The organism is Halomicrobium sp. HArcel3 (assembly GCF_058933135.1).
In genome coordinates, this window is sequence record NZ_JBZYDN010000005.1 from 67,442 (window position 1) to 79,562 (window position 12,121).

The following is a 12,121-nucleotide window of genomic DNA, read 5'->3' on the forward strand; positions in this document are numbered from 1 at the left end:
CGATAGCTGGACTGGCCGGGGTGGTCGACGGCAGTGATGACACAGGCACGGCTACCTGTTCGCTCGCCAACCGGAAGTCCTCGGCGGTGAGCGTTCCAGTAGCCACGTCTCGATCCGGGCGCTCACCGGGAAACGCCGTGGAACCGCACGCCACCGACGACGGGATGGCCGTCACCGACGCCGGACGCCTCGACCGCGTTCGACCCCCTCCAGGTCGGCGTCGAGTAACTCAGTCCACTCGCTCGTCGAGGTGTCGGGCCAGGCCACGTCCGATAGCCTCCATCCCGGCGTCGCCCGGGTGGAGGAGGTCCGCGGCGAGCCCGGATATCTCCAGCAACTCGGGCCCCTCGACGATGGAGAGGTTGTCGTGGGGCGACTCGGCGACGATAGAGCGCAGCGACTCCCGGTAGGCCGCGGCGTGGTCGGCGTCGCCCGAGTCGGTGAGGTCGTCGAAGTAGGGGAACAGCGTCACACAGGCGATGGGTTTGTCCGGGTGTGCCGCTGCGATCGTATCGACGAACGTCTCGGCCCGGTCGCGGAACACCTCGGGGTCGAAGCCGCCGGTGTTGGCCATGTTGACCGAGAGCGCGAGCGTCGCGACGTCCCAGTCCTCGCGACTGGCGATGTAGTCGGCCATCGCGGCCTCGCAGTAGGCGGACCCGGAGCTACCGAAGTTCAACGCGTCGAAGCCGCAGTCGCGAGCGACGTGAGTGACGTAGTCCGTGTGAGTCGCCGACGCCGCGGCGCCCTCGGTGATCGACGTCCCGTAGGCGAGGTAGCGCCGGTCGGGCAGTTCGTCGGCCGTCGGCGGGCGACAGTCGCCGGCGACGTCGTGGATGGCGGCTGCGGTCCGGCGCTCGAAGAGGATCCGACCGACCCGCGGGTCGAACCGGCCCGTCCCGTCGCTCTCGGGGAGTTCCCGGAGTCGCTCGGGAACGGTGAACGTGAGCGTCTGGGGTTCGGGACCGATCTCGGTGGGCTCCCAGGGCTGGAACTCGCCCCAGAATTCGCGGACGTGCGTGGGTTCGACCGCCGAGAGCGTGATCTCGATCTCCGCCGCCTCGTCGGTGGGTACGAACCGGACCTCGCTCCCGGTGGGGTGGCGAACTCGCTCGCTGGCCATCTCGTTCAGTTCCGCGCCGACGTCGGCCGGGACGCGACAGAGCCTGTCACCGGCCGCGTCCCACTCGGCGGGCACTGTCTCCGCGACGTTGTGCAACGAAACCGACGGATACACCTCCCCCGTCATCTAAATCGGATTACCAGTCGGGGACCGCCCACATGGTTCTGTTGGAAACGGGCCGTCTCGCACTCGCTGAAGTCGACCTGACGTCGGCTCACACCGGTGCCGTGCCGGGAATTCTTTCGGAGGGGTTATCCGTTACAACACCAAGTGTAAAACGCTGGTACACGCACAAGTACTGGCATGGGACGCCCCGGCCGTCGATAGCCACCCCCACCCACCCCCAATCCACCCCACAGGCCATCACACCGGGGCCTTTTCGACGTACATCGTCGCGACGTGTTCGTCAGCGCGTGGTCGACACTGTTTGCCCGGCCAGCCACAGTGACGACGGGAACGCACGGGGACCGTTTTCCGACCCAGAAGTTCGGCATCGGCGTTCTTTACCACGGACGTTCCAGGGTCACACGCCAGCACAACTGGCAATGGGCCCCCTGGGAGTCCCCGCATAGCCTCTGACACCGCTATCGTCGGTCTCTTCCCGGGGTTTTTCGGACGAGTGGGCGAAGAGTTGCGACGCAGCCTGCTATCAGTCCCCGAACTCACTCACCGCGAGCAGGAGCTGACGTCCACGAACACGACAGTCGCTACCGCGAGATGTACGAGAGCGGCGACACCCTGGCGATCAGGACGGTCGCCGCGAGGCCGCTCAGGAAGCTGATCACGACGCCGAGCACCAGCCCGCCGGCGAGAACCTCCGTGGAGAGCTGGACGAGCCCCTCGAACCCGGCGATGGCCGCGGCCACCTCGTTGACCACCGCGACGCCGGGGTAGGTGAGGACGAGCCCCAGCGCGGCGCCCAGAATCCCGACGACTAGCGCTTTCACCGTCGTCACGGCGACGAGTGTCCGGGTTCGCCAGCCGATGGCCTTGATGGCGGCCAGCCTGTCGCGGCGCTGGTACACCAGCGAGAACTGGAGGTTGGTCGTCAGCGCGACGCCAGCGGCGACGGCGAAGGCGACCAGCGAGATACCGCTGGCGATCAGGACTGCTTGCTCGCGCAGCGTCGCCTCCAGTTGCTCCTCGTTGGTCCGGACGTCGTAGGAGGGGTAGTCGGCCTGTATCTCCCGTTCGACCTGTCCGACGTCGGCGCCGTCGTGGACGTCGATGGAGACGAACGTCGCCCGGTCCGAGTCGGTCGTCCCCGTCACCTCCTGGAGTTCGCTCAGGTGCATCGTCACCGTCGCGGAGCCGACGAACGCGGAGAAGGTGTTCGAGACCCCGACCACCTCGAACTCGTTCTGCCGGGCGGCGCTCAGCGTCCCGCCGACGTAGAGACTGTCCCCCACCTCGACGCCGAGCTGGTCGGCCGTCCGCTCGTCGACGACGATCTCGTGGGACATCGGCCCGTCGTAGGTGCCGTTGGCGTAGTGGGTGTCCCGCGTCGAGAACTCGCTGCCGTTGATGACGTTGACGGAGGGCCCGCGGGCGGGCGCGCCGACGCCGACGACGGTCTGGAACTCCTCGCCGTCGGTGCTGGCGTAGACAGTTTGGAAGCTCATCGGCACCGCCGTCTGTATCTCCTCGCGTTGCTCGATGTCGTCGGCGACGCGGTGGGAGTCGACGAGGGTGTTCTCGAAGCCGCCGACGGCGCCGGGGGAGAACTTGAGCGGGCCACCGGTCACCCACAGGTCCCGGCCGGAGGTGTCGAACTTCTCCTGGCCGGTCTCGACGACGCCGTAGCCGACGCTGGCCAGGATGGTAGTGGCGAGTACAGCCAGTGCCACGGCAACGATGGCCAGTAGCGTCCGGCCGCGCTCGTGGCGCAACTGCGCCGCCGCGATGCCCAGTACGGCGCGCATGCGCGACCCGATCATTCCGAAAGCACCTCCAGGATATCGGTGCGGCGGCCGAGGTAGATGGGGTAGACGCTCCCGACGACGCCGACGACGGCGGCGACGACGAGCCCGTAGGGGACCAGAAGCGGGTCGAAGACGGCCACCTCGGCGATACCGAACTGCGCGCCGACGACGCGGTTGACGACGCCGATGCTTCCCGCGCCGATGGCCACGCCGACCAGCCCGCCGACGACGGCGACGACCAGCGTCTCACAGCCGATGAGCAGCGAGCGGGAGCGACTGGCGAAGCCAAGCGTCGCGAGGGTCCCCAGCGTCGCCCGGTCAGAACTCACCTCCAGGCCCATCAGCGTCGCGATGAAGAGGACGCCCACGACCAGCGCCGACAGCAGCGCCGACAGCCCAACGGCCAGCGGGAGATTCGACGTCGATGCCTGCTGGGCGGAGAGACCGCGCTTGGTGACCACGGTCGTGTGCGGGTACAGCGACGCCAGGTCCGAGCGGACGGCCGGGTCGTTCGTGCTGACGAGGATCTGGTCGGCCTGGTCGCTTTCGGCCAGCCCCGTCGCCGACTGCAACTCGCTCAGGTGGACGACGGCGATGGGCGCCGACCCGAAGCCGAAGCCGGCCTCGCCCTGGGAGACGTTGAGTACCCGGAACGACCGGTTCGTCCCCGTCCGGGCGACCTGGAGTTCCTCGCCCTCGGACGAGTTCGTGATGGACGCGGCGGCGTCGTTCACCACGGCCTCGCCGGTCCAGGGGCCGTCGTAGCTCCCGTTCGCGTAGTGGGGGTCGCCGGGTGCAAGCGGCGTCGTCGAGAGCCCGAACAGCTCCTGGCCCTCCCGCGGGATGATCCCCGCGGCGAGTACGTACTCCGTCTCGCCGGTCGTCCGGTCCGTGACGGGGACGACGCTCAGCGCCACGGGCGTCGCGTAGTCGACCCGCTCGTCGCGCTCGATGCGTTCGCTGACGGCGTGGACGTCGCCGAGTTTGACGCCGCCGCTCGACACCGCGACGGACTCGGCCGTCGACTGCTCGGGGACGACCCAGAAGTCGGTGTCGTCGTTCTGGACGACGGACTCGGCGGTCAGGCCCAGTGCCACGCCCGTCACCGCGACCACCAGCGCGACGGCCAGCGCGACGCCGAGCACGCTCAGGACGACGCGCTGGGGACTGGACCGCAGTCGCCCGACGACGCGGTGGACGGCCAGCCCCACGAGCGCCCGGCGGCGTCGCAGCCACCTGGCTCCGGGAAGGCTCATCGGTCGGCGCCCTGCACGCGGCCGTCGCGGAGGCTGATCACCCGGTCCGCGATGGCCAGGGTCGGCTGGTCGTGGGAGGCCAGGACGATGGCGTGGTCCTCGCCCAGGTCCTCGAACAGGTCGAGCACCTGCCGGCCCGTCGCCGTGTCGAGTTCGCCCGTCGGCTCGTCGGCGATCAGGAGGTCCGGTTCGGTCGCCAGCGCCCGCGCGATGGCCACCCGTTGCTGTTCCCCACCGCTCAACTGCCCCGGCCGGTGCGTGGCCCGCTCACCGAGGCCGACGTCCGCCAGCAGGCTCGTCGCACGCTCGCGTCGCTGCCGCTTAGACCACCCCAGCTCCACCAGCGGCAGGGCGACGTTCGCCCGCGCCGACAGTGCCGGCAGCAGGTGAAAGCGCTGGAAGACGAGGCCGACGTGTTCGAGGCGAAGTTTCGCCCGGCCGCGTTCGGAGAGGCGCCTGATGTCCTCGCCGGCGACGGTGAGTTCGCCCGCCGTCGGCGTGTCGAGGGCGGCCAGCAGGTGCAACAGCGTCGACTTCCCGCTCCCGCTGGGGCCCTCGATCCCGACGATCTCACCGCGTCTGACCGAGAGGCTTACCCCGTCCAGCGCGCGCACGGTCGGCAGGCTGCCGCTGCCAAACCACCCACCGCCCGACCCGCGCGTGTACTCCCGGACGAGTGACTCGCAGGCGGCGATCACCTCGGTCTCGGTCGCACCCTCCCGTGCCACACCCCGCTCCTGGTTCCGGGAACTCATTCCTATGCGCACTCTGTAACGACAGTGACATAACAGTTTGGCGTTTGGTGCGACGGTGTCGATGGGGCGGCAGCGTTTCCGAAAAAGGATCGACGGGTTCGGTCCGGCCTCAGATCGCCAGGTGGCTGGCGATGGCGTCCTCGTCGGCGATCTCCGCGCTCGTCAGTTCGTCGACGATGGTGCCCCGTTCCATCGCGTAGCACCGGTCGGCCATCGTCTGGATGACGCCGAGGTTCTGCTCGACGAAGAGGACGGTCGTCCCCAGTTCGTCGTTGATCGCGCGGATGTCCTCGCTGATCTGGTCGACGATGGAGGGCTGGACGCCCTCGCTCGGTTCGTCGAGCAGCAGGAGGTCGGGGTCGCCGACGAGCGCCCGCCCGATGGCGAGCATCTGCTGTTGCCCGCCCGAGAGCGTCCCGCCGTCCTGCCCGGCGCGCTCTTCGAGCACTGGGAACAGGTCGTACACCTCCTCGTAGCGGGTCACGTCGCCGTCGGCGTTGACGTGCTCGCCCATCCGGAGGTTCTGCTCGACGGTCAGGTCGGGGAAGATGTCCCGGCCCTGCGGGATGTAGCCGATGCCGGAACGGGCGCGGTCGTCGGCCGCCAGCCCGGTGACGTCCCGGCCATCGTAGGTGATCGACCCCGACGTCGGTTCGAGCAGCCCGATGACGGTCTTCATGAGCGTGGTCTTGCCGACGCCGTTCTTGCCGACGACGCCGACGATCTCGCCTCGCTCGATGGCCAGATCGATCTCCCGGAGGACCGGCGTCGGGCCGTATCCGACGGTGACGCCGTCCAGCGAGAGCACGGTCATCGCGAATCACCGTCCGAGTCCTCGTCGGAGCCGAGGTAGATCCGTTTGACCTCGGGGTCGGACTCGATATCGCCTATCGAGCCCTCCCGGAAGATATCGCCCTTGTGGAGGACGGTCACCCTGTCGGCGATCTCCCCGACGAAGTCGGTGTCGTGTTCGATGACGACGAAGGCGATCCCCTCCTCCTCGTTGAGCGTCGTGATCCTGTCGGCGATCTCGGCGCGTTCGTCGACCGAGAGCCCGGCGACGGGCTCGTCGAGCAGGAGCAGGTCCGGTTCGAGGGATGCGGCCATGCTGATCTCCAGTTGCTGTTGCTGGCCGTGCGAGAGGGTGCTCGCGTCGACGTCCTCGGAGCCGGTGAGGCCGGCGGCGTCGATGGCCTCCTGGACGCGGCGACGTCGTTCCTCCCCGTCGGCGAACTGCTGGATCGGCAGCCGGGCGTTCTCGCGGACCGAGAGGTCGCCGTACACCGACGGCACCTGGAACTTCATGCTGATGCCCCGGTCGACGCGGGCGTTGGGTTCCATCTCCGTGATGTCGTGGCCGTCGTAGAAGATGCTCCCGTCGGTCGGTGAGAGCGTCCCGGTGATCAACTTCAGCAGGGTCGATTTCCCGGCACCGTTCGGGCCGATCAGACAGCGCAGTTCGCCTTCCTCGACCGAGAAGTCGACCTCGTCGGTCGCCGTGAACCCGCCGAAGGTCTTGACGAGCTCGTCCGTCTGGAGCAGCGTGTCCGTCCGGTCGCCGGTCGCCAGTTCGGCGGCGGTCTGGCGGACGTTCACGTCGAGACTTTCCTGGCCAGTCGAGTCGCTCACGATTCGGTCACCTCCGAGGACGCGTCCCCGCGAACTCGCTTCCGGATCCACGGGATGCCGTCGGTCCTGACCCACGGGATCCCCCGGGAGGCAGTCCACGGGACGACGCCGCCCGGGAGCACCAGGATCGACAGCAGGAGCAGCGCGCCGACCGCGACCAGCGCGAACTCCCCGCCGATGGACAGCCGGAGGTACTCGACTGCGATGGTCGCGCTGACCGCGCCGAGCAGGCTCTTCCGGCCGCCGACGCTCACCCAGACGACGGGCAGCGTCGCGAAGTACAGCTCGAACACCGACGGATCGATGTACACGTTCCGGGCCGCGTACAGCACCCCGGCGAAGCCGGCGAGGCCGCCGCCGAGCGTGAACGAGACGAGCTTGGCCCGCTTGACGTCGTAGCCGAACATCATGGTCCGGTCCTCGTCCTCGCGGATGGCGACGAGCACGCGCCCGAAGTCCATGTTGACCAGGACGCGCAGGCCGAGGTACGCGACCACGAGCAGGAAGAGCGCCAGGTAGTAGAACGGGTCGAAGACCCGCGTTCCGAGGAACGGGACGAACACCTCGTACTCGTTGAACACGAACTGGAAGGTGAACACGCCCTCGGCACCGAGGGTCAACAGCGGCATGCCGGGCATCCCGTTGAAGCCGCCAAGCGCCGCCTCGCCGATGGTCCACTCCGAACCGGCGGTCTGGGCCATGAACGTCAGCATGACCAGCGTCGAGACGAGGGTGATGATCGTCACGTAGACGTCCCTCACGCCGCCGTAGAACATGAAGTAGCCCAGCAGGGCCGCGAGGACGGCGCCGGCCAGCGTGCCCGCGGCGATGGCACCCGTGATACCGCCCGGCGACGGGAAGTTGATCGAGACGACGCCGAACGTGTAGGCGCCGACCCCGAAGAACACCGTCTGCCCGAAGCTGAGGATACCGGTGTAGCCCCAGACGAGCGAGAGCGACAGTCCGAGCAGCCCGAGCACGAGGAACAGCGAGAACTGGTTCCCGGTGCCGGCGCCGAGGATCGGAAACGCCACGAGCGCCGCCAGGACGAGGGCGAACCCGATCCAGAACGGTCGCGAGTTTCCGATCGTGTTCGGCCCCTCCAGCCGGTTCCGAAGGCGAGCGATGGGGGTAGGGGAGGTTCCCCCCGCAGGTGCCGACGATTCCGTAGCCATCTACGATCCCCCCTCTCGCCGGGCACGAACCCGTTCGATCAGCCCGGTGATGCCGCCTGGCAGGAACCGGAGCGCGAGCATCGCCGTGATCAACAGCGCGATCCGGCCGGCGAACTCTCCGAACTCGTCGGAGAACAGCGCGTCGATGGGGCCCAGCAGCAGGCCCGACAGCGACGTCCCGACGACGACGCTCGCCCCGCCGACGACGACGGCGACGAACGCCTCGACGAGGAACTGGTCGCCGATCGACGGTTGCATCGACAGCAGCGGCGCGAACAGGGCGCCGGTGAAGCCGGCCAGCCCGGAGCCGATGGCGAAGGTGTACATGTAGGTCCGCTCGGTGTCGATCCCGAGAGCCTTCGCCGTCTGTTCGTCCTGCATCGTCGCACGCACGCGCGTGCCGAACAGCGTCTGCGTGAACAGGACGTAGACCAGCGCTAACACGCCGGCAGTGATACCGACGAGCGCGATCCGGTAGTCCGGGTAGCCGGCGGTGCTCCCGAACGGGACGCCGATCTGGTCGATCGAGTTGCCGAAGACGATGCGAGCACCCTGGACCATGATCAGGCTCAGCCCGAACGTCGCCACCATCGAGTCGGCCAGCCGGTCGTAGAACGGCGTTATCAGGTCGCGACCGACGGTCCGCTGGCCGATCCAGTTGGGGACGTACCCGGAGATGACGACCCGCTCGACGACGAGGCCGAAGACGGCGGTGACCAGCGCACCGGCCACCATCGCGACCGGCAGCGGCAGGCCGACCTTCGTGACGGCGAGCGTCGTCGCGTACGCGCCGACGAGGATGAACTCCCCGTGGGCGAGGTTGATCACGCCCATGATCCCGAAGATGATCGCGAGTCCGATCGCCGCGAGCACGACGAACGAGACCGCGTAGGAGATCCGGAAGGTGAGGTTCGGGGTCGTGAGCGCGCCGACTGCGAACAGTACCCCGACCACGACGACGGCCCCGATGCCGTAGCGGGCCTGGGACAGTGCCTGCATCATCGTCTCGGCTCGCGGTCGCTGCGGGGCCGACCCCACAGCGACGGTGGGGAGACCCGTCTCCCGGTTCCGCCCGGTGCAGACAGACCCTCGCTCATCCTACTCGGCCTCCTCGAAGTAGTCGACCGGGGTGTACTGCGTCTGTTCGTCCTCCTGCGTGAGGTCGCAGCCGACGGTCTCCGAGAGGAACTGCTCGGGGATCTTCCGGTCGGTGATCGCCTCGACGTTGTGTTCCTCGTCGGCCTTCATGACCCACATGTGGTGGTCGACGTGGTGGGTCGCCGGGTCGAGTTCGATCGTCTCGCCCGCCGGCGCTTCGGGGGCGCGCTCGGTGCCGAGGCTGATCCCTGACTCCAGTGCCTCGATGACCTCCGGCTGTTCGAGCGTGCCGGCCTGCTCGACGGCCTCCTTGTACATGTAGGTCGAGAAGTAGTTCGTCTCGGCCTCCTCGTTGAGGTACGGCGCGTCGGGGTACATCTCGTAGTAACGGTCGACGAAGCCGCCGTCGCCGGTGTTGCTCTCGGTGGGGACCTCCTCCATGTAGTTGACGCCGGCGTAGATGTTGGCCATCGCCGGCGGGTCGATGCGGCGGTGTTCGTACCCCTGGGCCATCGCCGTCGAGGTGCCGATGGGGACGTCCAGTCCCGAGGAGGCCTTCTGCTCGTAGAAGGCGGTGTGGTTCGCGCCGACGAGCATCGACATCACGAAGTCGGGGTCGGCGTCCTGGATGCGGCTGATCGTCGAGCCGAAGCTGGATTCGGAGAGCGGGATGAACTCCTCGCCGACGACCTCCGCGTCGTTCTCGTCGGCCAGCACCTTCACCCAGTCGGCGGATAGCTGGCCGAAGTTGTAGTCCGCCGCGATCGTGTAGATCTTGGGCCCGAACTCCTCGCGGAGGTAGGGCAACACGCTCCCGAGCTGCTGGCGCGCGGTCGGTCCGACCGCGAACGTCGTCCAGTCACAGACGCCGCCCTCGTACTGGGTGGTGTAGAAGTACAGCTGCTCGTTGCGGTTGATGATCGGTCGGATCGCCTCCCGCGTTGCCGAGGAGTAGCCGGCCCAGAGAACGTCGACCTCCTCCTCGTTGATGTACTCGCGCGTGAGTTCCTGGTAGCGCTGGTTGTCGGACTGCGGGTCGGCGGTGACCGGTTCGATCTGCTTGCCGTCGATGCCGCCGTTAGCGTTGATCTCTTCGATGGCGAGCATCGACGCCTTGTACTTGGGGTCGCCGACGAGCGCGAAGTTGCCGGACTGGTCCTCGAGGACGCCGATCTTGACGGTGTCGGCGCTGCTGGCCGTGTCGGTCGACGCGCCGTCACTGCTCCCGTCGCCGGCGTCGCTGCCCTCGCTCTGGGAACAGCCAGCGAGGCCGGCGACCATCGCGGCGCCACCGGCAGTGACGAAGCGGCGACGACTGATTCGGTCGTTCATTCGCTTACCCCCGTAGAGAGAACGAGATTCGAAGACGTATTCGGAGATTTATCGATTGATTCGCACGTTTCGGCCGCGAATGCGTTACGAACGTCCATCATATGTTCCACTCCTTCCGTTTCGGACGTCGTAAATAAGGGTTGTCCATCCAATCTTATATTCACCCATTTCTCCTAAGTGGCGTATAAGGATGGTGTGGAGATAGAGGATTTATTGGCTGAACGTCCAAACTATAGGAGTTGATCTTGAGGATGTGCGATTTTCACATCCAGCGTCCGGCCGAACTGCCGGAGCGTCCAGCGCGGTCAGAACGTCCCTAGTCGGGGAGGTGTGCGAAAATCTGCGGTGTTTTTACCGGATCGTCACGGAATCGGGTCGACGGCCCTCACTCGCCCACGACGACGACCTTCACCTGGCGGACCCCCTTCACCGACCGGAGGCGGTTCGCCAGGTCGCTGATCTCGGTCCCCGGTCCCTCCACCGTGATGGTCTCCATGCAGCGGTGGTGCGAGAGGTGGACGTGCTGGACGGCGGTGATGATGTCCTCCGATTCGTGCTGCAGGCGCTGGAGCCGGTCGGCCAGGCCGTCGACGTGGTGCTCGTGGATGACCACGAGCGTCCCGTAGTGGGTCTCGCCGTGGTCGCTCTCCCACTCGTAGGCGGTGAAGAAGTCCCGCAGCGCGTCCCGGACCGCCTCCGACCGGCTGGCGTAGTCCCAGTCCGTCGCGATGTCGTCCAGCCGGTCGGTCATCTCCGGCGGGAGGGTGAGGCTGATGCGGTCGAGGTCCTCGCTCATGCACGGCCGTTTCGCGCCGGGCGCCAAGAGCCTGTTCCCACACCGAATAATACTGCGCGAAGGAAAAGTATTATCGACGGGGCGCCGGTCTCTGTGGGTATGCACATCCTCGACGGGTTTCTCGACCTGGCGGTCGCGGCCGTCTGCGCCCTGGCGTCGGCCGCGGTGCTCGCCTACGCGGCCAGACGCGTCGACGGCGAGCTCTCGGACGCGCGGGCGCCGCTGCTGGGTCTCGTCGCCGCGGGTATCTTCGCCGCCCAGATGCTCGACTGGCCGATCGTGGGCGGCACGAGCGCCCACTTCGTCGGCGGTGCCTTCGCCGCCATCCTGCTGGGCCCCCACCTCGGCGCGCTCTGCGTCGCCACTGTGGTCACCGTCCAGGCACTCGTCTTCGGCGACGGCGGCGTCGTCGTCCTCGGCGCGAACGTGTTCAACATGGCCATCGTGGAGGTGTACGTCGGCTACGCTATCTACCGGGCCCTCGCGGGCCACCACGAGATCGCCGCGGCCTTCACCGCCGGCTGGCTCGGCATCACGGCGGGCGCGCTCAGCGCGGCGGTCCAGCTGGGCCTGTCGTCGGCGTTCGCCTACGAACTCGGCACGGTCGTCCTGATAATGGGCGCCGGCCACCTCGCCCTCGGACTGATCGAGGGCGCCATCACGGCCGTCGTCTACCGCGCCGTCGTCGACGCGCGGCCGGACGTCCTCCCCTCGTCCCCGCTCCGGGAGGTGAAGGCGTGAGCGCTCTCGACCGCTCCTGGTTTCTGAAGGGGCTCGCGATACTCCTCGTCCTGGCCCTCCTCGCCCCGGTGTTCGGCTGGGCTGCCGGACAAGTGGGCTACGCCGAGCCGCTGGACAACGCCGCCGAGGCGACCGGCGCGACCGACGCCGCGGAGACGATCAACCCCGGGCTCATGCCGGACTACGGCGTCCCGGGGCTGGGCTCCGCGTCGGGGACGCTCCTGGCCGCGCTCGTCGGGACCGGACTGACCCTCGTCCTCGCGACGGGCATGGGCCGGGTGCTGGCGGACTGAG

The 12,121-nt window shown here is 68.0% G+C and carries 12 protein-coding genes; 2 read left to right on the forward strand and 10 right to left on the reverse strand.

Translation table 11 applies throughout. The annotated features are described in order from the left end of the window. Positions 1-229 precede the first annotated feature (229 nt). From AC5FRV_RS13835 to nikR, 10 genes are all read right to left on the reverse strand, one after another. Entirely contained in the window at positions 230-1,249 is a 1,020-nt protein-coding gene (locus AC5FRV_RS13835; protein ID WP_493561671.1) for a GDSL-type esterase/lipase family protein, read from the reverse strand. Positions 1,250-1,830: 581 nt separating this feature from the next. Beyond that, positions 1,831-3,060, reverse strand: coding sequence for an ABC transporter permease (locus AC5FRV_RS13840; protein WP_493561672.1), 1,230 nt, complete (start codon positions 3,058-3,060; stop codon positions 1,831-1,833). After that, a complete protein-coding gene (locus AC5FRV_RS13845; protein WP_493561673.1) occupies positions 3,057-4,301 on the reverse strand; it encodes an FtsX-like permease family protein in 1,245 nt (414 codons plus the stop codon). Before AC5FRV_RS13845 ends, AC5FRV_RS13840 begins: the two co-directional genes overlap by 4 nt. Continuing rightward, positions 4,298-5,056, reverse strand: coding sequence for an ABC transporter ATP-binding protein (locus AC5FRV_RS13850; RefSeq protein ID WP_493561674.1), 759 nt, complete (start codon positions 5,054-5,056; stop codon positions 4,298-4,300). The genes AC5FRV_RS13845 and AC5FRV_RS13850 overlap by 4 nt, the downstream gene beginning before the upstream one ends. Before the next feature lie 109 nt (positions 5,057-5,165). Then, positions 5,166-5,870, reverse strand: coding sequence for an ABC transporter ATP-binding protein (locus AC5FRV_RS13855; protein WP_493561675.1), 705 nt, complete (start codon positions 5,868-5,870; stop codon positions 5,166-5,168). Then, the gene (locus tag AC5FRV_RS13860; RefSeq protein ID WP_493561860.1) at positions 5,867-6,688 is read right to left on the reverse strand and encodes an ABC transporter ATP-binding protein; all 822 of its coding nucleotides are present in this window, start codon (positions 6,686-6,688) and stop codon (positions 5,867-5,869) included. The genes AC5FRV_RS13855 and AC5FRV_RS13860 overlap by 4 nt, the downstream gene beginning before the upstream one ends. Then, on the reverse strand, positions 6,682-7,860 hold the full coding sequence (locus AC5FRV_RS13865; protein ID WP_493561676.1) for an ABC transporter permease subunit: 1,179 nt from the start codon (positions 7,858-7,860) through the stop codon (positions 6,682-6,684). Before AC5FRV_RS13865 ends, AC5FRV_RS13860 begins: the two co-directional genes overlap by 7 nt. After that, the gene (urtB, locus tag AC5FRV_RS13870; protein WP_493561677.1) at positions 7,861-8,862 is read right to left on the reverse strand and encodes an urea ABC transporter, permease protein UrtB; all 1,002 of its coding nucleotides are present in this window, start codon (positions 8,860-8,862) and stop codon (positions 7,861-7,863) included. Positions 8,863-8,958: 96 nt separating this feature from the next. Continuing rightward, positions 8,959-10,290 (reverse strand): urea ABC transporter substrate-binding protein, encoded by a 1,332-nt coding sequence (locus AC5FRV_RS13875; protein ID WP_493561678.1) that lies wholly within the window; start codon positions 10,288-10,290, stop codon positions 8,959-8,961. Between the two features lie 385 nt (positions 10,291-10,675). Further along, positions 10,676-11,086: a nickel-responsive transcriptional regulator NikR gene (gene nikR / locus AC5FRV_RS13880; protein ID WP_493561679.1), complete on the reverse strand. Its 411-nt coding sequence runs from the start codon at positions 11,084-11,086 to the stop codon at positions 10,676-10,678. Positions 11,087-11,185: 99 nt separating this feature from the next. Here nikR and AC5FRV_RS13885 point away from each other — a divergent pair, with 99 nt between their 5' ends. Both AC5FRV_RS13885 and AC5FRV_RS13890 read left to right on the forward strand, forming a co-directional pair. Further along, positions 11,186-11,827 (forward strand): energy-coupling factor ABC transporter permease, encoded by a 642-nt coding sequence (locus AC5FRV_RS13885; RefSeq protein WP_493561680.1) that lies wholly within the window; start codon positions 11,186-11,188, stop codon positions 11,825-11,827. Continuing rightward, positions 11,824-12,120 carry a PDGLE domain-containing protein gene (locus AC5FRV_RS13890; RefSeq protein ID WP_493561681.1) on the forward strand — a complete coding sequence of 99 codons (297 nt, stop codon included), beginning with the start codon at positions 11,824-11,826 and terminating at the stop codon, positions 12,118-12,120. The genes AC5FRV_RS13885 and AC5FRV_RS13890 overlap by 4 nt, the downstream gene beginning before the upstream one ends. Position 12,121 lies beyond the last annotated feature (1 nt).

Excerpts from the sequence above, each read along its gene's own strand:
- AC5FRV_RS13835 (WP_493561671.1), bottom strand. The coding sequence starts at position 1,249 with ATGACGGGGGAGGTGTATCCGTCGGTTTCGTTGCACAACGTCGCGGAG.
- AC5FRV_RS13840 (WP_493561672.1), bottom strand. The coding sequence starts at position 3,060 with ATGATCGGGTCGCGCATGCGCGCCGTACTGGGCATCGCGGCGGCGCAG.
- AC5FRV_RS13845 (WP_493561673.1), bottom strand. The coding sequence starts at position 4,301 with ATGAGCCTTCCCGGAGCCAGGTGGCTGCGACGCCGCCGGGCGCTCGTG.
- AC5FRV_RS13850 (WP_493561674.1), bottom strand. The coding sequence starts at position 5,056 with ATGAGTTCCCGGAACCAGGAGCGGGGTGTGGCACGGGAGGGTGCGACC.
- AC5FRV_RS13855 (WP_493561675.1), bottom strand. The coding sequence starts at position 5,870 with ATGACCGTGCTCTCGCTGGACGGCGTCACCGTCGGATACGGCCCGACG.
- AC5FRV_RS13865 (WP_493561676.1), bottom strand. The coding sequence starts at position 7,860 with ATGGCTACGGAATCGTCGGCACCTGCGGGGGGAACCTCCCCTACCCCC.
- urtB (WP_493561677.1), bottom strand. The coding sequence starts at position 8,862 with ATGATGCAGGCACTGTCCCAGGCCCGCTACGGCATCGGGGCCGTCGTC.
- AC5FRV_RS13875 (WP_493561678.1), bottom strand. The coding sequence starts at position 10,290 with ATGAACGACCGAATCAGTCGTCGCCGCTTCGTCACTGCCGGTGGCGCC.
- nikR (WP_493561679.1), bottom strand. The coding sequence starts at position 11,086 with ATGAGCGAGGACCTCGACCGCATCAGCCTCACCCTCCCGCCGGAGATG.
- AC5FRV_RS13885 (WP_493561680.1), top strand. The coding sequence starts at position 11,186 with ATGCACATCCTCGACGGGTTTCTCGACCTGGCGGTCGCGGCCGTCTGC.